At 75.1% G+C, this 21,819-nt stretch carries 25 protein-coding genes and 1 pseudogene; 11 read left to right on the top strand and 15 right to left on the bottom strand.

The annotated features are described in order from the left end of the window. The first annotated feature begins 48 nt into the window (after positions 1 to 48). Positions 49 to 858: a class I SAM-dependent methyltransferase gene (locus tag ACWF41_RS13585; protein WP_380320614.1), complete on the top strand. Its 810-nt coding sequence runs from the start codon at positions 49 to 51 to the stop codon at positions 856 to 858. Here ACWF41_RS13585 and ACWF41_RS13580 read toward each other — a convergent pair. Next, the gene (locus ACWF41_RS13580; RefSeq protein WP_380320611.1) at positions 855 to 1,760 is read right to left on the bottom strand and encodes a LysR substrate-binding domain-containing protein; all 906 of its coding nucleotides are present in this window, start codon (positions 1,758 to 1,760) and stop codon (positions 855 to 857) included. The two genes, ACWF41_RS13585 and ACWF41_RS13580, sit on opposite strands and share 4 nt — an antisense overlap. A gap of 69 nt (positions 1,761 to 1,829) precedes the next feature. Here ACWF41_RS13580 and ACWF41_RS13575 point away from each other — a divergent pair, with 69 nt between their 5' ends. Beyond that, positions 1,830 to 2,960, top strand: a complete 1,131-nt coding sequence (locus ACWF41_RS13575) for a YeiH family protein (RefSeq protein ID WP_380320608.1) — start codon at positions 1,830 to 1,832, stop codon at positions 2,958 to 2,960. A gap of 119 nt (positions 2,961 to 3,079) precedes the next feature. On the opposite strand, the gene ACWF41_RS13570 is transcribed toward ACWF41_RS13575, so the two are convergent. From ACWF41_RS13570 to gltX, 3 genes are all read right to left on the bottom strand, one after another. After that, complete coding sequence (locus ACWF41_RS13570) at positions 3,080 to 4,453, bottom strand: carboxylesterase family protein (protein WP_380320605.1); 1,374 nt, start codon at positions 4,451 to 4,453, stop codon at positions 3,080 to 3,082. 74 nt (positions 4,454 to 4,527) lie between these two features. After that, positions 4,528 to 5,268 (bottom strand): HAD family hydrolase, encoded by a 741-nt coding sequence (locus ACWF41_RS13565; protein WP_380320602.1) that lies wholly within the window; start codon positions 5,266 to 5,268, stop codon positions 4,528 to 4,530. Beyond that, positions 5,265 to 6,686 carry a glutamate--tRNA ligase gene (gene gltX / locus ACWF41_RS13560; RefSeq protein WP_380320599.1) on the bottom strand — a complete coding sequence of 474 codons (1,422 nt, stop codon included), beginning with the start codon at positions 6,684 to 6,686 and terminating at the stop codon, positions 5,265 to 5,267. The genes ACWF41_RS13565 and gltX overlap by 4 nt, the downstream gene beginning before the upstream one ends. A 125-nt stretch (positions 6,687 to 6,811) precedes the next feature. Between gltX and ACWF41_RS13555 the strand changes: the two genes are divergently transcribed. Continuing rightward, positions 6,812 to 7,549: a flavin reductase family protein gene (locus ACWF41_RS13555; RefSeq protein ID WP_380320596.1), complete on the top strand. Its 738-nt coding sequence runs from the start codon at positions 6,812 to 6,814 to the stop codon at positions 7,547 to 7,549. Positions 7,550 to 7,567: 18 nt separating this feature from the next. On the opposite strand, the gene ACWF41_RS13550 is transcribed toward ACWF41_RS13555, so the two are convergent. The 6 genes from ACWF41_RS13550 to ACWF41_RS13525 are packed head-to-tail and all read right to left on the bottom strand — an operon-like array spanning position 7,568 to position 11,233. Next, complete coding sequence (locus ACWF41_RS13550; protein WP_380320593.1) at positions 7,568 to 8,233, bottom strand: nitroreductase; 666 nt, start codon at positions 8,231 to 8,233, stop codon at positions 7,568 to 7,570. 49 nt (positions 8,234 to 8,282) lie between these two features. Next, entirely contained in the window at positions 8,283 to 8,843 is a 561-nt protein-coding gene (locus ACWF41_RS13545; RefSeq protein ID WP_380320590.1) for an NUDIX hydrolase, read from the bottom strand. 1 nt (position 8,844) lies between these two features. Continuing rightward, positions 8,845 to 9,627, bottom strand: a complete 783-nt coding sequence (locus ACWF41_RS13540; RefSeq protein WP_380320587.1) for a fumarylacetoacetate hydrolase family protein — start codon at positions 9,625 to 9,627, stop codon at positions 8,845 to 8,847. A 23-nt stretch (positions 9,628 to 9,650) separates the two neighbouring features. Then, a complete protein-coding gene (locus ACWF41_RS13535) occupies positions 9,651 to 10,031 on the bottom strand; it encodes a type II toxin-antitoxin system VapC family toxin (protein ID WP_380320584.1) in 381 nt (126 codons plus the stop codon). Between the two features lie 7 nt (positions 10,032 to 10,038). Further along, positions 10,039 to 10,293: a hypothetical protein gene (locus tag ACWF41_RS13530; protein WP_380320581.1), complete on the bottom strand. Its 255-nt coding sequence runs from the start codon at positions 10,291 to 10,293 to the stop codon at positions 10,039 to 10,041. A gap of 28 nt (positions 10,294 to 10,321) precedes the next feature. After that, a complete protein-coding gene (locus tag ACWF41_RS13525) occupies positions 10,322 to 11,233 on the bottom strand; it encodes a class I SAM-dependent methyltransferase (RefSeq protein ID WP_380320578.1) in 912 nt (303 codons plus the stop codon). Here ACWF41_RS13525 and ACWF41_RS13520 point away from each other — a divergent pair. Then, positions 11,232 to 11,966, top strand: a pseudogene (locus ACWF41_RS13520) (heparan-alpha-glucosaminide N-acetyltransferase domain-containing protein); the annotation flags it as partial. The gene ACWF41_RS13525 and the pseudogene ACWF41_RS13520 sit on opposite strands and share 2 nt — an antisense overlap. Before the next feature lie 433 nt (positions 11,967 to 12,399). Here ACWF41_RS13520 and ACWF41_RS13515 read toward each other — a convergent pair. Together ACWF41_RS13515 and ACWF41_RS13510 are read right to left on the bottom strand one after the other, a co-directional pair. Then, the gene (locus ACWF41_RS13515; RefSeq protein WP_380320575.1) at positions 12,400 to 13,527 is read right to left on the bottom strand and encodes a glycosyltransferase; all 1,128 of its coding nucleotides are present in this window, start codon (positions 13,525 to 13,527) and stop codon (positions 12,400 to 12,402) included. Further along, on the bottom strand, positions 13,524 to 14,570 hold the full coding sequence (locus tag ACWF41_RS13510; protein WP_380320572.1) for a phosphodiester glycosidase family protein: 1,047 nt from the start codon (positions 14,568 to 14,570) through the stop codon (positions 13,524 to 13,526). Before ACWF41_RS13510 ends, ACWF41_RS13515 begins: the two co-directional genes overlap by 4 nt. A gap of 115 nt (positions 14,571 to 14,685) precedes the next feature. Between ACWF41_RS13510 and ACWF41_RS13505 the strand changes: the two genes are divergently transcribed. From ACWF41_RS13505 to ACWF41_RS13495, 3 genes are read left to right on the top strand one after another with little or no spacing between them, the layout of a single operon-like run. Then, on the top strand, positions 14,686 to 15,288 hold the full coding sequence (locus tag ACWF41_RS13505; RefSeq protein ID WP_380320569.1) for a TetR/AcrR family transcriptional regulator: 603 nt from the start codon (positions 14,686 to 14,688) through the stop codon (positions 15,286 to 15,288). Then, positions 15,285 to 15,770, top strand: a complete 486-nt coding sequence (locus ACWF41_RS13500) for a hypothetical protein (protein ID WP_380320566.1) — start codon at positions 15,285 to 15,287, stop codon at positions 15,768 to 15,770. Before ACWF41_RS13505 ends, ACWF41_RS13500 begins: the two co-directional genes overlap by 4 nt. After that, positions 15,767 to 15,967 carry a hypothetical protein gene (locus ACWF41_RS13495; RefSeq protein ID WP_380320563.1) on the top strand — a complete coding sequence of 67 codons (201 nt, stop codon included), beginning with the start codon at positions 15,767 to 15,769 and terminating at the stop codon, positions 15,965 to 15,967. The genes ACWF41_RS13500 and ACWF41_RS13495 overlap by 4 nt, the downstream gene beginning before the upstream one ends. A gap of 10 nt (positions 15,968 to 15,977) precedes the next feature. Here ACWF41_RS13495 and ACWF41_RS13490 read toward each other — a convergent pair whose 3' ends face one another. After that, on the bottom strand, positions 15,978 to 16,847 hold the full coding sequence (locus ACWF41_RS13490; protein ID WP_380320560.1) for a PhzF family phenazine biosynthesis protein: 870 nt from the start codon (positions 16,845 to 16,847) through the stop codon (positions 15,978 to 15,980). A gap of 55 nt (positions 16,848 to 16,902) precedes the next feature. Here ACWF41_RS13490 and ACWF41_RS13485 point away from each other — a divergent pair, with 55 nt between their 5' ends. Next, positions 16,903 to 17,865 (top strand): 3-methyladenine DNA glycosylase, encoded by a 963-nt coding sequence (locus ACWF41_RS13485; RefSeq protein WP_380320557.1) that lies wholly within the window; start codon positions 16,903 to 16,905, stop codon positions 17,863 to 17,865. 9 nt (positions 17,866 to 17,874) lie between these two features. Here the strand turns inward: ACWF41_RS13485 and ACWF41_RS13480 are convergent, their stop codons facing one another. Next, on the bottom strand, positions 17,875 to 18,327 hold the full coding sequence (locus ACWF41_RS13480) for a peptidoglycan-binding domain-containing protein (protein WP_380320554.1): 453 nt from the start codon (positions 18,325 to 18,327) through the stop codon (positions 17,875 to 17,877). A 108-nt stretch (positions 18,328 to 18,435) separates the two neighbouring features. Next, the gene (locus ACWF41_RS13475; protein WP_380320551.1) at positions 18,436 to 18,969 is read right to left on the bottom strand and encodes a CGNR zinc finger domain-containing protein; all 534 of its coding nucleotides are present in this window, start codon (positions 18,967 to 18,969) and stop codon (positions 18,436 to 18,438) included. 39 nt (positions 18,970 to 19,008) lie between these two features. On the opposite strand from ACWF41_RS13475, the gene ACWF41_RS13470 reads away from it, so the two are divergent. The 3 genes from ACWF41_RS13470 to ACWF41_RS13460 all read left to right on the top strand — a co-directional run bounded on the left by ACWF41_RS13470 (position 19,009) and on the right by ACWF41_RS13460 (position 21,685). Next, a complete protein-coding gene (locus ACWF41_RS13470; protein ID WP_380320548.1) occupies positions 19,009 to 20,016 on the top strand; it encodes an EamA family transporter in 1,008 nt (335 codons plus the stop codon). Between the two features lie 33 nt (positions 20,017 to 20,049). Next, complete coding sequence (locus ACWF41_RS13465) at positions 20,050 to 20,820, top strand: phosphotransferase (protein ID WP_380320545.1); 771 nt, start codon at positions 20,050 to 20,052, stop codon at positions 20,818 to 20,820. Between the two features lie 139 nt (positions 20,821 to 20,959). Continuing rightward, positions 20,960 to 21,685, top strand: a complete 726-nt coding sequence (locus ACWF41_RS13460) for a lytic polysaccharide monooxygenase (protein ID WP_380320542.1) — start codon at positions 20,960 to 20,962, stop codon at positions 21,683 to 21,685. Positions 21,686 to 21,819 lie beyond the last annotated feature (134 nt).

Genomic DNA, 21,819 nt, shown 5'->3' with positions numbered 1-21,819 from the left:
CGGGGTGCCGTACGTCACCCGGGCCGCCCGCCATGGAAGGCTCGCCCCATGACCTCCCCCACGCCCTCGCCGGCCGCCCCTACCGACGCCGTCCGCGTCGCCGACCCCCAGGCGCAGGCCGACCGCGCCGCGTCCTTCGAGCGGGACGCCGACGTGTACGCGCAGGTCAGGCCCTCGTACCCGCGCGAGGCCGTCGCGTGGATGCTGCCCGCCCGCCCGCGGCGCGTGCTGGACCTCGCCGCGGGCACGGGCAAGCTCACCGCGGTCGCCGCCGACGTCGCCGGCCCCGGCGCGGAGCTGGTCGCCGTGGACCTCTCCCCCTCGATGCTGTCCGAGCTGTCCGCGCGCCTGCCGCGCGTCACGACCCGGCAGGGCACCGCCGAGGCCGTGCCGCTGGACGACGCGTCGGTCGATGCCGTCCTCGTCGGGCAGGCGTGGCACTGGTTCGACGCCGAGGCCGCCGCGGCGGAGATCGCCCGCGTCCTGCGCCCCGGCGGCACTCTCGGCGTCGCCTGGAACGACCGGGACGCCGAGGTCGACTGGGTCGCCCGGTTCGGCGAGATCCTGCACCGCGGCGACCTCCTGGAGCCCGCGGCGGGGAACGGCGCCCTGACGGGGCTCGGCGACCGGTTCACCCCCGTCGAGGCCGGCACCTTCCGCTGGGCCGACCGGGTCCCCGCCGGGGCGCTGCGCATGCTCGCCGGGACGCGCAGCTACCTGCTGACGCTGCCCGACGACGAGCGGGCGGCCCGCCTGGCCGAGGTCGACGCGCTGGTCGCCACGCACCCCGCGCTGGCCGGCCGCGCCGAGATCGAGCTGCCGTACGTCACGCACGCCTACCGGGCGACCAGGCGCTAGCGCGCCCCCGCCACCGCCGCGAGTCGCCGGGCGGGGGCGGAGAGCGTCGCGCCGTCGCGCCACACGACCCGCAGCCGGCGCGAGAGGTCGAGCCGGGAGATCGGCACCGTCGCGAGGTGGCCGCCGGCGACCTCGTCGGCGACGGTGAGGGCGGAGAGCACCGTGACCCCCTCGCCGTGCCGCACCGCCGCCTTCACCGCCGAGGTGGACCCCAGCGCGGTGACCTGCGCCGGCAGCCGCACCCCGGCCTGGCCGAGCGCGTCCTCCAGCACGTCGCGGGTGCCGGAGCCGGCCTCCCGCAGCACCAGGCGGCCCGTCACCAGCAGGTCCGGGTCGACGGACCGTCGTCGCGCCCAGGGGTGACCGGGCGCGACGACGGCGACGAGCTCGTCGTGCGCCACCGTGCGCGACCGCAGACCACGCCGCACCGTCGGGCTCTCCACGAAGCCGATCTCCGCGCCCTCGTCGAGCACGAGCTCCATGACCTCGCGGGAGTTGCGCACGACGAGCTCCACCTCGGGCGTCGCGCCGTGCTCCCGCTCGGCCCGCGCGAACGCGGCCAGCCAGCGCGGCGCGAGGTACTCGGCGATCGTCAGGCTCGCCGCGACGCGCAGCCCGGCCACCGGCGCGGACCGCAGCGCCGCGGCTGCGGCCTCGAAGCGGTCGACGGCGGCCACGACGTCGCGCGCCGCGCCCGCCACGCGGTGCCCGGCCTGGGTGAGCGCGGTGCCGCGCGGGCCGCGAGCGAGGAGCTCGAGGCCGAGCCGGCGCTCGAGCCGGTGCAGGCCGGCGGACGCCGTCGGCTGCGAGACCCCGGCCGCGCGGGCGGCCGCGCTGATCGACCCGTGCGCGTCGAGGGCGACCAGCAGCTCGAGGGCGGCTAGCGGAGGACGTTCTGCCATAGCGTCAGTCTATGGATCGATCGGGACCTGGCGCTTCCGCCGTGCCCCGCGGGTCGCGAGCCTGGTCACGTGCCCACCGCCCTCACCACCCCGCCCCGCTCCGGGACCCCGACCTCGGCCCGGTTCGCCCGCCTGACGCCGGGCCTCGCGCTCGCCGCCGTCGCCACCGCCGTCCTGCTCGGCGTCAGCCGGCTCCTCGCCCCCGTGACGGGCGGCGCGGTGTCCCCGCTGGTGCTCGCCCTCCTGGTGGGCGCGGTTGTCGGCTCCGTGCTCGGCCGCGTGGTGCCGCGGGCGGGTCGAGCGGCACGGTTCGTCGAGCGCACGGGCCCGGGCACGGACTGGACAGCGCGCACGGTGCTGCGGGCCGGCGTGGTGCTGCTCGGCCTGCAGCTGTCGATCCCGGACGTGCTCGCGCTGGGCTGGCGGGGCATCGCCGTCGTGGTCGTCACCGTGACGTGCACGTTCGCCGCGATCCTCGGCCTCGGCCGGCTCCTGCGCGTCCCGCGCGCCACCGCGCTGCTGGTGGCCACCGGGTTTTCGATCTGCGGCGCCGCCGCCGTCTCCGCGATGACGAGCGTGCTCGAGCGCGACCCGGGCGCGGACCCCGCCGGGCAGGCCCGGCTGCGCGACGACGTCGCCGCCGCCCTCGCCCTGGTCACCGTCTACGGGACGATCGCGATCTTCGCCCTGCCGGCGCTGGCGGGCGCGCTGGGCCTCACGGACCACCAGGCGGGGCTCTGGATCGGCGCCAGCGTGCAGGAGGTGGCCCAGGTGGTCGCCGCCGCGGGGACCGTCTCGGCCGCGGCGCTGGCCACCGCCACCGTCACCAAGCTGGCGCGCGTCGTGCTGCTCGCGCCTCTGGTCGCCGGCGTCGGGGCCGTGCGCGGGCGCCGGACCGCGCTCACGCAGGCGCAGGCCGACGTGCCGGCGGGCCGGCGCGCCCCGCTGGTGCCCGGCTTCGTGCTCGGCTTCCTGGCCGCGGTGCTGGTCCGCAGCACCGGCCTGCTGCCCGACGTCGTCACCGACACCGCCCAGCAGCTCACGACGATCCTGTTCGTCGCCGCGATGTTCGCCCTCGGCACCGGCGTGGACGTGCCGCGCCTGGCGCGCACCGCCCGCCGGCCCCTCGTGCTCGGCGCGGCGGGCGCCGTCGTCGTCAGCGGGGTCGGCCTCTCCGCCGTCCTGCTGCTCACCCCCTGAGCGAGTTGTCAGGGCCAGGACCAGGTTCCTGGCCCCGTGGTCCTGACAACTCGTACTGCCCAGCGAGCTGTCAGGGCCTCGTGCAGGTCTTTGTCCACCTGGTCCTGACAACTCGGTGGTCAGGGCAGGCCGAGCATCCAGGCGTAGATGTCGTTGCCGGCAGTGAGGTCGTAGGTGCGCGACCAGGAGTCGTGGTCCACGCCGGGGTACACCGTCAGCCGAGACTCCCGTGCCGGCGGGGACGGGCACCCCTGCAGGTGCGCCACGGTCTGCGTCGCGCCGAGCGGGTCCATCACGTCGTCGGCGTCGCCGTGGAACACCCAGGTCGCGGTGCCCGCGAGGTCGCAGCCCGCCGCGTCCCACGACGGCCTGCCGTCCGTCGCGATCGGGACCGCGCCGCGCACGGCTGGCCCGTCGCCCTGCGCCAGGTACTCCCAGAGCCCCACGCCGCCGCAGCTCAGGCCGGTGAGGAAGACACGGCTCGGGTCCACGTCGTAGGCGTCCAGGGCGTACTCGAGGAAGCCGCGCACCTCGGCCGGGGTGGTGCACGGGGAGGTGCCCGCCGGGTGCCCCAGGTCGTGCTGGACCCTGGCGGCGCACGACCCGAACCACGGCCCCTCGCCACAGGCGGCGTAGGCGGGGTCGTCCGCGGGGAAGTCGTGCTGCGGCGCGAGGACGACGAACGGCCGGTCGGCCGGCCAGCCGTCGACGTCGATCAGCCACGGGACGCCCGTCGCGAGGAGGTTCGGCAGCGCGGCGGCCGAGCCGTCGCCGCCCTCGTCGAAGCCGTGCAGCGCCACGAGCAGCGGCCGCGGCTCGTCCCCGTACCCGGGCGGCAGGTATTCCTGGTAGCCGAGCGGCGACGCCGTCGTGCCCGCCGGCCGGGCCGTCAGGCGCTCCCCCGAACCGGTGCCGACCAGCTCGCCCGCCGCTCGGCAGATCCCCGAGTCGAAGCCCGGGTGGGGCCCCGCGACCCGCTGGTCCAGCAGCTCGACGAACTGCCCATCGGCGTCGAGCACGTACGTGGAGCGGATCGCGCCCCGGTCGCGCGCCACGACCCGCCCGTCCGTGGTGGCGACGACGAAGGGCTGGCCGGCGTCGAGGCTCCGGACCCGGACCAGCCCGTCGTCCGTCCGTGTCGCCGCCACGTCACGGGTGGTCCCGTGACCCCGCACGACGAACTGCTCCCCCGTGTCCGTGCGCGTGTGCACCTCGGAGTAGGAGTAGACGTCGCCGAACAGCAGGGTCGGGTCGTCACGCGGGCCGCCCTCGCGCACCGAGTACCGGCCGGACCGCTCGCCTTCCACCTGCACCGGGTAGCCGCAGTCGCCGTACTCGTAGGCGTAGGTGTCGGAGTAGGTGCCGCGGTCCACGACCGCCGCGGTCGCCGGTGGTGCGGTCGCGACGACGGCGACGGCCAGCGCACCCGCCGCCGCCATCCCGGCGAGCGCCCGCGCGCCCCCGATCCCGCCCCGGAACGCGTGTGCGCCCATGGCCTGACCTCCTCGTCGGACCGACGTCCCACGCTAGGCACGGCCGGGCGTCCCCGGGAAGGATGAAACCCCCGTCAGAGGCCGAGGGCGTCCACCAGCCCGGCGAGGCCGGGCAGCACGACGATGCCGTCGGCGCGCAGGGCGTCGGCGTCCACGTGGTGCTCGTCGTCGCGGCGGGCGCCGGGGCGGTCGAGCCACACGCCGAGGAGGCCGGCGTCGTAAGCGGCGCGGGCGTCGGTGGTGGGCTCGTCGCCGACGTACGCGGTGCGCGCGACGTCGGTGCCCAGGCGGCGGGCGCCCTCGACGAACACGTCGGGGTGCGGCTTGCCGTAGCCGAGCGTGTCCACGCCGACGAGCACGGGCACGTCCGCGAGCCCGGACGCGGCGAGCTTGCGCTCCTGCAGCTCGGTCGCGGCGTTGGTCACCACGCCGACCCTGACGCCCGCGTCGCGCAGCGCGTCCAGGGCGGCCGCGGAGTCGTCGAACGCCGCCCACGACCGCTCGAACGTGCCCCAGAACAGCGCGTCCCAGTCGGCGAAGGTGTGCTCCGTGACGGGCTCGCCGCCGAACGTGCGGTGCAGCAGGTCGGCGCGCAGGCGACGCTGCGTCAGCGCGTCGGTCTCGCCCCGCGTGTACGCCTTGTAGTGCCCGCCCGGGTCGGAGCGCCAGTGCGCCAGCAGGTCCGGGTACCGGTCGACCGGGACGTGCGGCAGGTGCTCGACGGCCACCGCCGTGAGCGCCTTCGCGAACGCGCCCTTGGTGTCGACGAGCGTGTCGTCGACGTCGAGCAGGACCCCGTCGACGCGCGCGGTCACAGCTTCGCCAGCGCGGCATCGACGCGGGCCAGCGTCCGCTCCCGACCGAGCACCTCGAGCGACTCGAACAGCGGCAGCCCGACGGTGCGGCCCGTGACGGCGACGCGCACCGGCGCCTGCGCCTTGCCCAGCTTGAGCCCGTGCTTCTCGCCCACCGCGGTGATCAGCTCCTTGAGCGGCTCAGCCTCCCAGGTGGCGAGGTCCGCGAGCGCCGCGCGGGCGTCCGCGAGGAGCGCGGCGGCGCCCTCCTTCATGGCCTTGGCCCAGGAGCGCTCGTCGTCCACCGGCTCGTCGAGGAAGAGGAAGTCGACGTTGTCGGTGATGTCGGCGAGCAGCGCGACGCGCGACTGCGCGAGCGGCGCGACCTCGGCGAAGGCCGCGGCGTCGTACTGCTCCTCGGTCCAGGGCGCCTTCGGGGCGTGCAGCCACGGGTCGACGGCGGTGATGAAGTCCTCGACGGACAGCGCGCGGATGTACTCGCCGTTGAACGACAGCAGCTTCTTGACGTCGAAGAACGCGGACCCGCTGTTGACGTCCTCGATACGGAAGCGCTCGACGAGCTCGTCGAACGGCAGGATCTCCTCGTCGTTGCCGGGCGCCCACCCGAGCAGCATGAGGTAGTTGACCATCGCGTCGGGCAGGTAGCCCTCGGCGAGGTAGTCCTCGAGGGCGACCTTGTCGCGGCGCTTGGAGAGCTTCTGCCGCTTCTCGTTGACGATGACCGGCAGGTGCGCCCACGTGGGCGGCTGCGCGCCGAGCGCCTCCCACAGCAGCTGCTGCTTGGGCGTGTTCGGCAGGTGCTCCTCGCCGCGGATGACGTGGGTGATGCCCTCGTCCATGTCGTCGACGACGTTCGCGAGCAGGAAGACGGGCGAGCCGTCGCCGCGCGCGACGACGAAGTCCTCCATGGCCGAGTTCGGGAACGTGGGGTTGCCGCGGATGAGGTCGACGACGGGCGTCTCGCCCTCGTCGGGGGTGCGGAAGCGCAGCGCGCGCCCGGGCTCGTACGCCAGGCCGCGGTCGCGGCAGTGGCCGTCGTAGCCGGAGTGCGGGTTGCCCGTGCGGGCCGCGACGTCGTCGCGGGTGCAGTCGCAGTAGTAGGCGCGGCCGGCCTCGTACAGGCGGGCGGACGCCGCGCGGTGCTTCTCCACGTTCTGCGACTGGAAGTACGGACCCTCGAACGTCGGGTCCTCGGCGTGCATGCCGAGCGCCGCGAGGGCATTCAGGATGCCGTCCACCCACTCCGGCTTGTTGCGCGCGGCGTCGGTGTCCTCGACGCGCAGCACGAAGATGCCGCCCTGCCGCTTGGCGACCGCCCAGTTGAACAGCGCCGAGCGGGCGCCGCCCACGTGGAACATGCCCGTCGGGGACGGGGCGAAGCGGACACGGACGTCGGAGGAGCCTGCAGCGGGGATCACGGGACCAGCGTAGTTGTCCCCCGCCGCCGGGCGGCATCGCCGCCCGGCCGGCCGCCGCGCGGAGGCCTCACGCGACGTCCGATTCCCGCCGGACGACGGCGGGCGCCCGACCTAGCGTCGTGCCCATGACCAGCACCGCGACCACGGAGACCACCGAGACCACCGAGACCACCGAGCCCGCCGCGACCGAGCACGTCGTCGTCGACCCCGCGATCCTGTACTTCGGCACGCTCGTCGTGCTGCTGAGCTCGACCAACGAGGACGGCTCCACCAACCTCATGCCGATGTCGTCGGTCTTCTGGCTGGGCCGCAGCGCGGTGCTCGGTATCGGCGCGCGCAGCCAGACGGCCCGCAACCTGCGCCGGCACCCGGAGGTGGTGCTGAACCTGGCGTCGCCGGACGTCGTCGAGCATGTGGACCGGCTGGCCCTCACGACCGGGCGGGCCGACGTCTCGCCCTGGAAGGCCCGCGCGGGTTACGTGTACGAGCCCGACAAGTTCGCCGTGGCCGGGCTGACGCCGTTGGAGTCCGCGACGGTGCGCCCGCAGCGCGTGGCCGAGTGCCGGGTGCACCTGGAGGCCGTGGTGCGACGCGTCCACCCGCTCGGCGGCCCCGCGGACGTGGGGCAGGAGAGGGAGGACGCCGCCCGGCAGCTCGCCGTCGAGGTGGAGGTGACGCGCGTCTGGGTCGACCCCGCGATCCGGCTCGCGGGCCACGCCGACCGGATCGACCCGGACCGGTGGCGCCCGCTCGTCATGAGCTTCCAGCGGTTCTACGGCCTGGGTGGCCAGGTGCACCCGTCGCGTCTGGCGGGGATCGACGAGGACCGCTACCGCGAGCCGCGGACGTCCGCTCCGGCCTGACCCGCGGCCGACAGACACTCACGCCCCGACGAAGCTCACCGTCTCGCGCAGGTCGGCGCGCCCCGTCCGCAGCCGGGGCACGCCGTCCTGCTCGTACCCCACGGACACGCCGCAGAGCAGCACGTGCCCGTCGTCGGCCCCGACGACCTCGCCGACGGTGCGGCGGTACATGGTCCACATCACCTGGGGGCAGCTGTGCACCCCCTCCGCGCGCATCAGCAGCATGACGGTCTGCAGGTACATCCCCGCGTCCGCCCACTGCCCCGGCCCCATCGACCGGTCGAGGTAGCAGAACAGCACCGCCGGGGCGCCGAAGGCCCCCGAGTTCAGGGTGGCGATCTTGCGGGGCCGGTCCGGGTCGTCGCGGTCGATGCCGAGGGCCTCGTAGCGCTGGGCGGCCGCGGCGGCGAAGCGGTCCGCATACGGGGCGGCCAGCCCGTCCGGGTACATCGGGTACTCCCGCTCGTCACCCGGGTCGCCCGCGAGGGCCCGGGCGGTCGCGCGCCGCTTCAGCTCGGCGAGGGGCTCCCCGGTCACGACGTACACGTGCCACGGCTGGAGGTTGCCGCTCGACGGCGCGCGGGTGGCCGCGGTCAGCACGCGGTCGAGCACCTCGCGGGGCACCGGCTCCGGGCTGAAGGCCCGCACCGCCCGGCGGCTGTCCACGGCCTCGTACACGTCCACGCGTCGTCGTCCTCTCAGTCCCGGAGGGACGGCAGGGGTGCCCGCGCGGTCAGCGCGGGTCGGACTTCCGCACCCGCGCCACCGCGAGCCCGACCATCGTCGTGAGGTCCGGGTTCGGCAGGTCGTCGACGGGCCACCACCGCACGTCGAGCGACTCGTCGCTCACGGCGTGCCGCGCACCCTGCGGCGCGACGGCGACGAAGCGCACGTCGAGGTGGTGGGCGTCGCCATCGGGCCCGCAGAACGGCACGGCGTGCTCGTCGAGGTGCACGGGCACGGGGTCGAGGTCGACGTCCAGCCCGGACTCCTCGGACGCCTCGCGACGCGCCGCGGCGAGAAGCGTCGCGTCGCCGGGCTCGACGTGCCCGCCGAGCTGGAACCAGCGCCCCGCCTTGGCGTGCAGGGTCAGCAGCACGCGCGAGGCGTCGGGCGACAGCACCACCGTGGACGCCGTGACGTGGTCCGGGCGGCAGGTGCGCAGCACGCCGTCCACGTGGGCGTCGAGGTGCGCCACGAAGCGGTCGCGCAGCGCGCGCTGCCCGTCGTCGACCACGGGCATGGTCCGCAGCACCTCGCGGGCGTCGGCGTGCAGGCCGGCGATCGCGGGCACCTCAGTCGCGCCGGAAGACGGGGTTGGCGAGGACGCCGATGCCCTCGACCTCGCACTCCACGCGGTCGCCGTGGTCGATGCGGCCCACGCCGGCGGGCGTGCCCGTGAGGATCACGTCGCCGGGCAGCAGGGTCATCGCCTTGCTGATGTACGACACGAGGAACGGCACGTCGAAGACCATGTCCGAGGTGCGGCCGTCCTGCTTGGGCTCGCCGTTCACGCGCGAGCGCACGGCGACGTCCTCGGGGTTCAGGTCGGTGTCGATCCACGGGCCCAGCGGGCACGACGTGTCGAAGCCCTTGGCCCGCGCCCACTGCCCGTCGGTGCGCTGCGCGTCCCGTGCGGTGACGTCGTTCGCGACGGTGTAGCCGAGCACGTAGGAGCGCACGTTCTCCGGCTCGACGTCCTTGCACACCTTCGAGATGACGACGGCGAGCTCGGCCTCGTAGCTGACCTCGCGCGTGAACTCCGGCAGCACGACCGGGTCGTCGGGGCCGACGACGGCGGTGTTCGGCTTGAAGAACAGCAGCGGCGACGCGGGGACCTCGCCGCCCATCTCCTTCGCGTGGTCGGCGTAGTTCTTGCCCACCGCCACGACCTTGGACCGCGGGATGACCGGGGCCAGCAGCCGGACGCCGTCGCCCAGCTCGATCCGCTCCCCCGTCGGCATCGCCGGCATGTAGATCGGGTCGCCGCCGAGGACGGCGAGGTACGTGCGGTCGCCCTCCTGCTGGACGAGGGCGAAGCGGGGGTCGTCTCCGGTGGTGAATCTCGCGATGCGCACGCGCCCAGGTTACGCGGGGCGGGTCAGTAGGGGGCGACCAGTCCGTCGATCATCGGGAAGTGCTTCACGTTGCGGGTCAGCAGAGCCGCCCCGGACAGCTCGGCCGTCGCCGCGATCACGTAGTCCACCAGGTCGATCCCGGAGTGCGAGCGCCGGTACGACCGGGCCAGCTCCCCGGCGCGGTCGGCGATCTCGCGGTCGACGTCGATCCAGCCGACCGCCAGGAACAGCGCCCGCGTGCGCCCCTTCTCGGGCGAGCGCATGCCGCCCAGCAGCTCCGCCCGCGTCAGCACGGACGCCACCACCTGGTGGCCCTCCCGGCGCACCGCGGCGAGCGCGTCGCGCGCCTCGACCCGGCCGCGCAGGTGGTCGACGAAGACCGACGTGTCGACGAGGACGGTCACGCCGGCGTCACCACTCGGCGAGCCGGTCGGAGCGCGCCGGACGGGCCGCTTCGACGTACGCGGCGCCGTCGACGTCGGCACCGTCCCACGCACCGAAGCTCTCGTCGAGCGCCCGCAGGAACTCGTCGGCGTCCGCACCGCCATAGACGCGGTCCACCGCCCGCCGCACCAGCTCCGCGAGCCCGAGCCCGGACGCCCGCGACTCCGCGAGGAGGCGCGCGTACTGCGCGTCCTCGAGGGTGATCTGCGTCCGATGGCTCATGATGTAAGCCTACATCAGGCCCGTCACGTCAGGCCCGGGCCAGGACCTCGCCGTGCAGGATGGCGAACCAGCCGTCGGGCGCCTGTGCCCACGCCTGCCAGTCCTGCGCGATCTGCTCGAGCGCGACGTCGTCGGCGAGGCCGGACTCCTTGGCCTGGATCGCGAAGTTCGACTCCACGCACCGCTCGGCCCACAGCTCGCCCCACCACTGCCGGTCGGTGGGGGTGGCGTAGCACCAGGACGACGCGGACGGGACGATGCCGTCCAGCCCGGCCTCCTGCACCCACGACATGAGGCGGCGGCCCGCGTCCGGCTCGAAGCCGTACGCGTGCGTGACCTCGTGGTACAGCTCGTTCCACTCCGTCAGGCCCGGGGTCTCGGGGTACCAGGCCATGCCCGCGTAGTCGGCGTCGCGCACCGCCACGAGGCCGCCCGGCTTCGCCACGCGCTTCATCTCGCGCAGCGCCGCGACCGGGTCCGACAGGTGCTGCAGCAGCTGGTGCGCGTACACGACGTCGAACGAGTCGTCCGCGAAGGGCAGCTCGTAGGCGTTCGCCTGCTCGAAGCGCACGTTGGCGTAGCCGAGCGCCTCGGCGTGCTCGCGCGCGGCCTCGAGGACGTGCGGGCTCGCGTCGACGCCGACGACCTCGCCGCCGGCGAGGAGGCGGGCGAAGTCCGCGGTCACCGTGCCCGGGCCGCAGCCGACGTCCAGCAGGGACATGTCGTCACGCAGGTGCGGCACCAGGAAGCCGGCCGAGTTCTGCGCGGTGCGGCTCCGGTGGGAGCGCAGCACGGACTCGTGGTGGCCGTGCGTGTACGACTCCGACTCCTTGCTGGGCACGGTGTGATGGGTGCTCGGGGCCTCGATCGCGTCGTTGAGGTCGGCACCGGCAGGTTCGGGGGTGCCCTCGGGTGTGGGCTCCGTGCGCAGGTCGCTCATGGTCCCTACCGTAGTGACCGCGCGGCCCGCAAGCCCTTGCGTTCTCACGCTCCGGGACGCCGCGCACCACGCGCGGTGGGATCATCGCGCCATGACCGTGGCCACCGGTGCGCCGGCCTCCCCGCTCCGCGCGGGGCTGGACGCGGGGCTGCGCCGGCTGGCGGGCGGCCCCGGGCGCGTCCCGGGGGTCGACGTCGCCCGCGGGATCGCCGTGCTCGGCATGTTCACGGCCCACGTGGGCGTGACCACCCCGGACGCCGGCCCGGCCTGGTGGCTGCTCGACCTGTCCCACGGCCACTCCTCGGTCCTGTTCGCCGTGGTCGCCGGGATCTCGGTCGCGATCGTCTCCGGCGGCCCGCGGCCGCTCGACGGCGACCCCCTGCGCCGGGCCCGGCTCCGGCTGTTCGTGCGGGCCGCGCTGCTGCTCGCCGTCGCCGCCCTGCTGGACATCCTCGGCACCCGCGTCGCGCTCATCCTCGGCTTCTACGCCTGCTTCTTCGTGCTCGCGCTGCCGTTCCTGCGCTGGCGGCCGCCGCGGCTCGCGGCGCTCGCCGCCGTCGTCGCCCTCGTCGGTCCGGTGCTGGCGTACTGGGGGCCGGAGGCGATCGTCCGGGCGGGGCTGCGCCCGCCCCGCGACGGTTCCGGGGCGGTCACCGACTTCCTGGTCACCGGCATGTACCCCGGCGTCGTCTGGATGGCGTACGTGCTCGCCGGGATGGCGATCGGCCGCTGCGACCTGCGCTCCCCGCGGCTGCGCCGCGGCCTGGTGCTGGGCGGGCTGGCCGCGTGGGGCGCGTTCACCCTGGTGTCGCGCGCGGTCGTCGGGGCCGCGGGCGGCGAGGAGGCGGTGCGCGGCCTGGGCCTGGCGTACCGGTCCGTCGACACGATGCCGTTCGGGTGGCGCGACACGTGGCCGCCGGTGGCGGGGCTGTTCCTCGACGGCCCGCACGACGACACGACGATCGAGGTGCTCGCCTCGGGCGGGTTCGCCGTCGCCCTCGTCGGCCTGTGCCTGTACGTCGGGCGGATCGGCCGATGGGTGCTGGCGCCGCTGGCCGCCGTCGGGTCGATGGCGCTCACCGTCTACACGCTCCAGATCGTCGCCATCTGGCACTGGGACCTGCTCGAGTCGACCACCAACGGGCCCCTGACCGTCCTGGTCGTGGTCACGCTCGTCGCGGCGACGGCGTGGCGGTTCCTGCTCGGCCGCGGGCCGCTGGAGCGACTGGTGGGCCGGGTCGCGGACCGGACGGCGGGAACACCACCTGCCGCTGCACCGTCCAGCTCGCCACGAACAGCGCCGCGTCCGTGAGCACCTTCGCCGCCAGCAGCGGCACGCCGAGCGTGCCGTGCAACGCGTCGAGCAGGCCATAGCTCGCGGCGAGCAGGAGCAGGGCCAGCGCGGCGTACCGGGCCGCCGACCCGCGCACCGGGCCCCGCCGCGCCCGCCCGAAGACGAACGCCCGGTTCACCCCGTAGTTGACGCCGGCGCTGAGCACCCGGGCGCCCACGACCGCGAGCGCCAGGCTCCCCGTGGCCGCCTGCAGCGCGAGGAGCCCCGCCGCGTCGACGCCGAAGGCCAGCAGCCCCGACGCGGCGAACGCGAGCAGGGGCGCCATCACGACCGCCGAGTCGCGCACCGGCCGGAAGTGGGACGACGCGTTGTGGTCGACGTAGACCGTCTCCACCGGCACCCCCGCGACCACCGCCCCGCGGGCCGACGCCTCCAGCAGCACGCGCAGCTCGTACTCGTAGCGGTCGCCGGGCACGTCGAGCAGCCACGGGAGCGTCCCTGCGGCGACGCCGCGCAGGCCCGTCTGGCTGTCGCGCACCGGCAGGCCCGTCGCCGTGCGCACTGCGGCGCCGCTGAGCGCGTTGCCCACGCGGCTGCGCAACGGGACGCCCGCGCCCGTGAGGTCCCGCTCCCCCACGACGACGTCCGCTCCCCCGGCGACCAGCCGGTCCGCGACGGCGCGCACGCTCGCGGGCGTGTGCTGCCCGTCCGCGTCCGCGGTGACGACGTCGCGGCCGGGGTGGCGCTCGCGGGCGTGCGCGAACGCCGTCCGCAGGGCGACCCCCTTGCCCCGGTTGCGGTCGTGGCGCAGCACCTGGGCGCCGAGCGCGGCGACCTCCTCGAAGACGGTGGTGTGCGCGGGGCCGGAGCCGTCGTCGACGACGAGGACGTCGGGCAGGCCCTGGGCGGCGAGGCCCCGCACGAGCGCCGGCAGGGCGCCGTCGGGCCGGTAGGCGGGGACGACGACGAGGGGCGCCGGCCTGCCCGGGATGCCGGTCATCGCGCCACGTAGAGGATGTCGGAGGTGCCGCGCTCGCCGCCGTTCGACGGCCGGTTCACGACCTCGCCGTCGAACCACAGCGTGGACGAGCCGCCGCCGTCCAGGTTGTACGCCGTGACGGCGCCCTGGTCGATCATGATCTGCGCCAGCCCGGTCATGGTGACCCCGCGGCTGTAGCCGGGGTCGCGGCCGTCGACGACCACGATGACGAGGTTCCCGTCCGCGTCCACCCCGATCGCGGTGCGCGGCTGCTCGCCCTGGATCGAGTGGTTGCCCACGTTCGTGTCGACCTCGACGTCCTCGATGCCGTCGACCGTCTTCCCGTCCTCCACGACCGCCGGCCCGAACGACAGCGTGTTCCACACGCCGTCGGCGACGAGCTCGTCCGCCGTGGTGGCGGTCTCGTCGTACACCTCGACGCGGCCGTCGGCGTAGAGGGCGAGGCCCTGGCGCGCGCCCTCGTCGCGGTAGACGACGCCGTTGCGGATGACGATGCCGGTGTCGCGGAAGCCGTAGTAGTCGCCGTTGACGGCGAGGATCGCGTCGTTGTCCTCGGCGATGTCGCTGGTGCGCTCCGTGATGTTGGTGCCGAACTTGTCCTGCGCGAACGCCGAGCGCAGCTGCGTGGCGTCGTCGAGCGCGACGTGGGCCACGTAGTACGTGACGGTGTCGTCGCCACTGCCCTGCGTGACCGTGTCCAGCGAGACGGACGTGTCGTCGGAGGTGTATCCGTCCGCGGTGACCGTGCCGTCGTCGCCGGGGTCGCCGTCGCCGGAGTCGTCACCCGGGGACGAGGACGACGTCGACGAGGAGGACGCGGACGACTGCGCCGCCTCGTACGCGGAGACGTCGTCGATCTGGACGTGCTCGACGAGGTAGCGGTTGGCCGCCCATGCGGTGACGCCGCCGACCGGCAGCAGCACGGCCAGGACGGCGGCGAGGACGACGGCACGGCGGGGTCGTCGGCGGCGGCGGGCACTGCCGGTGGGCTCGGTGGGCTCGGGCGGATCGGTGGGCTGGGGCGGATCGCTGGGAAGGGTCATGCAGCCATGGAAGGTGAGCGACCTGCGACGGCCGTCGGCGCACGCTGCGGGCCGCCCGGGAGCGCTGGACGTCGGCTGGACGAACGAAATTATTCAGCCGGATAAGATGCATGCTATGGTTCCTGACGGTCGGACGTATGCGCCGACCCACGCACGCCGTCGGCAGATCCTCTCGGCCACGATCTCGGTCCTGGCCGAGGAGGGCTACGCCGGTGCGACGTTCGCCCGGATCCGGGAGCACGCGCAGCTCAGCAGCACGCGGCTGATCTCGTACCACTTCCGGACGAAGGAGGCGCTGATGAGCGCCGTCGTCGCACAGGTCGTGGCCGACTCCGCCGAGGTCATTCGCCCAGCGCTCGAGGCCGCGACCACCTACCCCGACAAGCTCGCCGGGTACATCCGCTCGAACCTCGAGTTCCTCGCCCGGAACCCGCTCGCCGCCGTCGCGGTCGTGGAGATCGTGCGGCACGGCGCCCGGCCGGGCGTCCGGGAGGGCGCCGACACCTCGGTGATGCTGCTGGCCCTGCTGTTCTCGCAGGGGCAGCACGCCGGCGAGCTCGGCGCGTTCGACCCGGAGGTCATGGCGCGCTCCGTGCGGGCCACGATCGACGAGTTCGCGTCGCGCTGCGCCCCCGGGCGCGCCGTCGACACCCACGAGATCGACCAGATCGTCGCGCTCTACGCGCGCGCCACCGCAGCCGGAAGGACCACCCCGTGACCCCCACGCCACCGACCACCACGCCGGCCACCACCACGGACCGCGACGGGAACCCGCCGGGCGGGGCACCGCTCGACCGCACCGTCCTGACGGTGCGACGGCTCTGGGCTGCCGCGGGCGTCGTCTCGCTCGTGGCGCTCGTCGTCACGGCCGTCCTGAGTGTCGTCGCACCCGCCGAGGCCAACTGGGTGATGTGGTTGCGCGGTGTCGTGATCACGGTCGCCTGCTTCGCCTTCGCGCGATACGCCGGCGCGCTCGCGCGCGGCAGCCGCGCCGCGTACGTGCGGATGCGCCTCGTCGCGACGCTCGCGCCGATCGGCGTCGTCCTCCTGGTCGCGGCGCCCGACGACGGCTACCCGGGCTGGATGAAGGCCGAGCAGGCCGTGCTCGGCGTGCTCGTCGCCGTCGTCGCGGTGCTGCTGTGGCAGCGGGCCACGCGCGCCGCCTTCCCGCGCGGCGAGCGGGCGGGGCGGGCCGCGTGAGCCGCCGCCCTGCCACTGCCGCGCCGGCGCGCACGCAGACCGCCGTGGCGGTGGCGGTGCTCGTCGGCCTCGAGATCGCCCTCATCGCCCTGCTGACGGCGGCCGGCATCACAGGGACCCCCGCCGTGATCACGGTGATCGTCTTCGCGCTGGTCGAGCGCGTCGCCTACGTGCGGTGGTTCAAGCGCCGCCGCTAGCACGCCGGCGCTACAGCGTGACCGTGCCCCCGATCGTCGTGACCGCGGCGCCCCCGACCCACACCTCGCCGTCGGCATCGCGGCGCACGTGCACCCGGCCACGGCGCCCGAGGGCGGTGCCCTGCGACGCCACGTACGAGGCGGGCAGGAAGTCCCCCGCGAGCCACTGACCGAGCCCGGCGTTGAGGCTGCCGGTCACCGGGTCCTCGACGAGGCTGCCGTTCTCCCCGAAGAGCGCCCGGACCTCGACCGCCGCATCCGACTCCCCCGGTGCGTAGGGCCCGACCACGCCGATCTTGAGGTCGCCGAACGACGCGGCGTCCGGGTCGACGGCGAGCACCGCGGCGGCGTCCCGCAGGCGCGCGGCCACCCAGCCGGGTCCGTTGTCCACCCAGGCCGCGTCGTCGACGTCGGCCACCGCGACGCGCAGCGCCCGCGCGATCCGCGCGAGGTCCTCCGGTGCGACCGGGCCCGAGCGCCGCAGCGGCGGGGCCGCGAACGCGAGCCGCCCGGCGTCGGCTCCCCCGTCGCCGTCGCTGTCGCGCCGCACCGTCACCAGCCCGACGCCGCACTCCTGGACCACGCGGTCCGCGGAGCGCGGCGCGCCTCCCGCCTCGAGCCACGCGTGCGCGGAGCCCAGCGTGGGGTGGCCGGCGAACGGCAGCTCGCCGCCCGGCGTCCAGATCCGCACGCGGTAGTCGGCGCCAGGGTCGGCCGGACGCAGCAGGAATGTGGTCTCGGACAGGTTCGTCCAGCGGGCGAACGCGGCCATCTGGGCGTCGCTGAGGTCGTCGGCGTCGTGCACGACGGCGAGCGGGTTGCCCGTGAGCGGGCCCGTGGCGAAGACGTCGACCTGGCGGAATCCGTGGGTGTGCGGCACGTGTCACACGCTAGTCCGGGGCCGGGCGTGCTCGCCGCGCTCGTACCCTGGTGGGGTGCGCGCGACGACCCTCGACGACCCGGCGACCCCCGCCGGCGCCGTCCTGCACCCCGACGCGTGGGAGCCGCGAGCCGTGGCGCACGCCGACCGCGCGGACGCCCTGACGGCGGTGTGGCGGGCCGCCCACGACCGCGGCGAGCCGCACGCGATCGAGGACTTCCTCTTCACCTACTACCCCACGCGCGTCAGCCACCTGCGCCGGTGGCACCCCGGGCCCGGCGTCGTGCTCGCGCGCGCCGTCGAGCACGCCGGGTGGCGCTGGTACCGCGAGGTCACCCTGCCGGGCGGCGGCACGGGGCCGTCGAGAACCGGCGCCACGCTGGACGCCGCGGCCTTCGTCGCCGACCGCGGCGACACCGTCCGGTACGTGCGCGCCCTCGTGTCCGCGACGGCCGGACGGCCGGGCACGTTCGGCTGCTTCGGCCTGCACGAGTGGGCGATGGTCTACCGCGACCGCGCCGCCGGCCGCGACCACCGCCACCCGCTGCCGCTGCGGCTGGGCCACGACGGCACGGACGCGGTCGTCGAGTCGCACCGCATCGGCTGCTCGCACTTCGACGCCTACCGGTTCTTCACGCCCGAGGCCGCGGGCCGCAACCAGCTGCGCCCCACCCGCGAACGCCAGCCCGCCATGGAGCAGCCGGGCTGCCTGCACGCCGGGATGGACCTCTACAAGTGGGCGCTGAAGCTCGGCCCCGCGGCGCCCGGCGACCTGCTGCTCGACGCGTTCGAGCTCGCCCGCGACATCCGGTACACGGACATGGCCGCCGCCCCCTACGACGTCTCGTCGTACGGCGTCGAGGCCGTGGCGATCGAGACGCCCGAGGGCAAGGCCGAGTACGTCCGCCGCCAGCGCGGCTTCGCCGAGCGCGGCCAGGCGCTGCGCGCCCGGCTGGTCGAGGTCTGCGACGCGGTCCTGGGGCTGGACGCGGACGATCGGGCCGACGGCGCCGCGTGACCGGTGGGGTCAGTCGGAGACCATCCCGCTGACCATCGCCCGCCAGGTGACGGGGCCGACGACGCCGTCGACGAGGACACCGAACCCCGAGAGGGCCTTCTGGAACTCGCGGACCGCGGCCTCCGTCTTCGCGCCGAACACGCCGTCGACGGCGAGGGCGAACGCGATACGGGTGTCGAGCTCGGCCTGCGCGCCGCGCACGGCGTGGCCACGGCTGCCGCGCTTGACGGTGACCACGATCGCGCCCCAGGTCTTGGGGCCGACGACGCCATCCACCTCCAGGCCGAAGTCGCCCTGCGCCGCGCGGACGGCGGCCTCGGTGCGCGGCCCGAACACCTCGTCGACCGCGAGGTCGTGACCGTGCTCGTTGAGCAGGTGCTGCAGCGTCCCGACGGGGTGGAACCGGTCGCCGGGCCGGACGACGGGCCAGGGGTCGAGCGCGCGGTCGGTCGTGACGGACATCGCCGCCTCCTCGCTGGGGCCGGGCCGGGCGGTCGCCGCCCTGCGGGAGCCTGGCGCCCTCGCGGGGAGGGAGCGGTGGCGCGACCGGCAGATACGTCAGCCGCCCCGTCAGCCGGACCGGCGTGCACGTAGCGCGGCCTGCGCGTTGCGGTTGGTGCACGCCGTGGAGCAGTACCGGCGCGAGCGGTTGCGGGACAGGTCGAGCACCAGCCCCTGGCAGTCCTCGTCGGCGCAGACGGCCAACCGGGAGTGCTCGTCCTCGCGCACGACGTCGACCATCGCCATCGCCGTCTCGACGACGATCCGCGTGGCGAGCGGGGCGTCGTCGGCCGTGGCGTGCACGTGCCAGTCCTCCCCCGAGTGCCGCACGAGGCGCGGGTGCACCGGCACGTCCGCGAGCAGCTCGTTGACCAGCGCGGCGGCGGTGTCCCGGTCCGCGAGCAGCAGCTCGCGCAGCCGGGGGCGCAGCGCGCGCACCTGGGCGAGCTCCTCGGCCGTCCGGTCGTGGCGGCCCGTGTACTCGTGCTCGCGGAAGAACGCGTCCAGGTCGGTGACGGTCGCGAGCGTCTCGGGCGGCTCCGCGGAGTTCACGAGGGCGACGGCGGACCGGAGCTCCGCGACGGTGTCATGAGCGAACGGCATGTTGACACATTACAACGGCCGGCCGTAGCGTCATGAGCCATGGCCGACATGACGCATGACGCCCGCGTGACGGCGCGCACCGGTCTCGGCGCGGGCCTGGCCCTCGCCGTCGTCTCCGCCGTGACCTTCAGCCTCTCGGGCCCGCTCGCCGCGGGCCTGTTCGCGACCGGCTGGAGCCCGGGCGCGGTCGTGCTGGTCCGCGTCGCCGTCGGCGCGCTCGTGGTGCTGCCGTTCGGCGTCGTCGCGCTGCGCGGCGACTGGTCCGCCGTGCGCCGCAACGTGCGCCTGCTGCTGGCGTACGGCGCGGTGGGCGTCGCGGCCACCCAGTTCTGCTACTTCGCCGCCGTGCAGCACATGCAGGTGGGCCCCGCGCTGCTCATCGAGTACTCCTCCCCCGCGGCCGTCGTCGCGTGGCTGTGGTTGCGGCACGGGCAGCGCCCCGGGCGCGCGACGCTCGCCGGCCTCGCGCTCGCCGCCGCCGGGCTGGTGCTCGTCCTCGACCTCACGGGCGCGCGGCTCGACCCCGTCGGCGTCGCGTGGGCGCTCGGCGCGATGGTCGGCGTCTCGGCCTACTTCCTCATGAGCGCCCGCCCCGACACCGGGCTGCCGCCCCTGAGCCTGGCCGCCGGTGGCCTGGTCGTCGGTGCTGCGCTGCTCGGGCTGCTCGCCCTCGTCGGCGTGCTGCCCGTGACCGCCCCGGCCGAGCCGGTGCGCCTCGCCGACGCCGTCGTCCCCGCCTGGGCCGTGCTCGCCGCGCTGGGCGTCGTGACCGCGGGCGTCGCGTACGTCACGGGCATCGCCGCGGGACGGCGGCTCGGCGCGCGGCCGGCGTCGTTCGTGGGCCTCCTCGAGGTGGTCTCCGCCGTCTTCTTCGCCTGGGCCCTCCTGGGCGAGCTGCCGCGCCCGGTCCAGCTCGTCGGCGGGCTGCTCGTTCTCGCCGGGGTGGTCGTCGTGCAGCAGGGCGAGGCCGCCACGCGGCGACCCGCGCCGACCGTCGAGCCCGTGGCCGAGCCGCAGCCGACGGTCGACCCGACGGGAATGCCGTAGCCGGGCGCGGCGCGAAGATGTGACGATCTGGGCATGTCCCGCGTGCTCGCCGCCACCCCGTCCGACCCCGTCACCGTGCCCGAGCGGGTCCGTCTGCTCGCGGGCGACGACGACGTCACGCCCGTGTGGCGCAACGTGCTCGGCGGGCTCACGTTCCGCCTCGCGCCGCCGGGCGCCGCCGGGACCGTCGGCATCGCCACGGGCGACCGCTACGTCAAGTGGGTGCCGGCCGGCGTCGTCGGGCTCGACCTCGACGCCGAGGCCGAGCGCCTCGCCTGGGCGGGGCGGTACACGCCCGTCCCGCGCGTGCTCGACCGCGGCGAGGACGCCGACGGCCGCTGGCTGCTGACGGCCGGCATCCCCGGGCGCTCCGCCGTCGACCCGCACTGGCTGGCCCGCCCCGAGGCCGCCGCGCGCGCCATCGGCGCCGGGCTGCGGGCCCTGCACGAGACGTTGCCGGTGGCCGGCTGCCCCTTCTCCTGGGGCGTCGCCGACCGCGTCGCGCGCCTGGAGCCCGACGCTCGGGCGCGGGTCGGCACGGTGCCCGACGTCGACCGGCTCGTCGTGTGCCACGGCGACCCGTGCGCGCCCAACACGCTCCTTGACGACAGCGGGGCCTGGACCGCGCACGTCGACCTCGACGCCCTCGGTGTCGCCGACCGCTGGGCCGACCTCGCGGTGGCGAGCTACAGCCTGGAGTGGAACTACGGCGACGGGTACGAGCCCGCCTTCTTCGACGCCTACGGCATCGCGCCCGACGCGGGGCGGATCGCGTTCTACCGGCACCTGTGGGACCTCGGCTGAGCGGTCGCCGGTACGGGATTCCCCGTACCCGCGGCCGCGGGATCCCGGCCAGATGACGCAGTTCCCCTGATGCGCGGGGACGGACGGGCGCCGTAGCGGCGAATTTGTCCAGTTTCCTCACGAACACGGGAGAGCAACGATGCGTCTGCGTTCAACCCTCCTCGCCGCGGTGCTCGGCGCCGCCGCCATCCTCGCCCCGGTGGTGGTGGCCCCGGCCGCCTCCGCCCACGGCTGGGTCACCAGCCCGCCCAGCCGCCAGGACCACTGCGCCACGCGCACCGTGTCCTTCGACTGCGGCGGCGTCCAGTACGAGCCCCAGAGCGTCGAGGCCCCCAAGGGCTCGATGAAGTGCTCGGGCGGCAGCGGCTTCTCCGTCCTCGACGACAGCTCCAAGCCGTGGCCGCGCACCAAGATCGGCAACAGCGTGTCGATGCAGTGGAAGCTCACGGCCCGCCACTCCACCTCCACCTGGGAGTACTTCGTCGACGGCGTGCTGCACCGCACGTTCAACGACAACGGCAAGCAGCCCGAGGCGGTCGTCACGCACACCCTCGAGAACCTGCCGCAGGGCAACCACACCATCCTGGCCCGTTGGAACGTCGCGGACACCGCCAACGCGTTCTACGCCTGCGTCGACGTGACCGTCGGCGAGGGCGGCACCACCGAGCCCCCGGTCGACCCGACCGACCCGCCCGTCGAGCCGGGCGACTGCACCGATGCCGCCTGGAACCCCTCCAGCGCGTACACCGGCGGTGCCAAGGTCTCCTACGAGGGCCGCACGTACCAGGCCAAGTGGTGGACCCAGGGCGACACCCCGTCGTCCGCGAGCCAGTGGGGCGTCTGGACCGACCTCGGCGCCTGCTGACCCCACCCCCGCATCGAGCGTGGTGGGCCGTTTCTCCTCCGCGACAGAAAAGAGAAGGAGCCGCTAGTTCGTTGTTTTTTGGTGGGGGTGGGGAGGGGGAGGGGGACGGGATCCACCGATCTCTCGAGACACCC

This window comes from Isoptericola sp. NPDC055063 (assembly GCF_053608125.1).
The sequence above is the reverse complement of the archived record's forward strand: the minus strand, read 5'-3'. Positions and strand labels throughout refer to the sequence as shown.

What these genes read in the sequence shown, in the direction of transcription:
- ACWF41_RS13460 (WP_380320542.1), top strand. Translation starts at nt 20,960, where the DNA reads ATGCGTCTGCGTTCAACCCTCCTCGCCGCGGTGCTCGGCGCCGCCGCC.
- ACWF41_RS13470 (WP_380320548.1), top strand. Translation starts at nt 19,009, where the DNA reads ATGGCCGACATGACGCATGACGCCCGCGTGACGGCGCGCACCGGTCTC.
- ACWF41_RS13505 (WP_380320569.1), top strand. Translation starts at nt 14,686, where the DNA reads ATGGTTCCTGACGGTCGGACGTATGCGCCGACCCACGCACGCCGTCGG.
- ACWF41_RS13585 (WP_380320614.1), top strand. Translation starts at nt 49, where the DNA reads ATGACCTCCCCCACGCCCTCGCCGGCCGCCCCTACCGACGCCGTCCGC.
- ACWF41_RS13515 (WP_380320575.1), bottom strand. Translation starts at nt 13,527, where the DNA reads ATGACCGGCATCCCGGGCAGGCCGGCGCCCCTCGTCGTCGTCCCCGCC.
- ACWF41_RS13465 (WP_380320545.1), top strand. Translation starts at nt 20,050, where the DNA reads ATGTCCCGCGTGCTCGCCGCCACCCCGTCCGACCCCGTCACCGTGCCC.
- ACWF41_RS13525 (WP_380320578.1), bottom strand. Translation starts at nt 11,233, where the DNA reads ATGAGCGACCTGCGCACGGAGCCCACACCCGAGGGCACCCCCGAACCT.
- ACWF41_RS13580 (WP_380320611.1), bottom strand. Translation starts at nt 1,760, where the DNA reads ATGGCAGAACGTCCTCCGCTAGCCGCCCTCGAGCTGCTGGTCGCCCTC.
- ACWF41_RS13475 (WP_380320551.1), bottom strand. Translation starts at nt 18,969, where the DNA reads ATGCCGTTCGCTCATGACACCGTCGCGGAGCTCCGGTCCGCCGTCGCC.
- ACWF41_RS13480 (WP_380320554.1), bottom strand. Translation starts at nt 18,327, where the DNA reads ATGTCCGTCACGACCGACCGCGCGCTCGACCCCTGGCCCGTCGTCCGG.
- ACWF41_RS13555 (WP_380320596.1), top strand. Translation starts at nt 6,812, where the DNA reads ATGACCAGCACCGCGACCACGGAGACCACCGAGACCACCGAGACCACC.
- ACWF41_RS13530 (WP_380320581.1), bottom strand. Translation starts at nt 10,293, where the DNA reads ATGAGCCATCGGACGCAGATCACCCTCGAGGACGCGCAGTACGCGCGC.
- ACWF41_RS13510 (WP_380320572.1), bottom strand. Translation starts at nt 14,570, where the DNA reads ATGACCCTTCCCAGCGATCCGCCCCAGCCCACCGATCCGCCCGAGCCC.
- ACWF41_RS13570 (WP_380320605.1), bottom strand. Translation starts at nt 4,453, where the DNA reads ATGGGCGCACACGCGTTCCGGGGCGGGATCGGGGGCGCGCGGGCGCTC.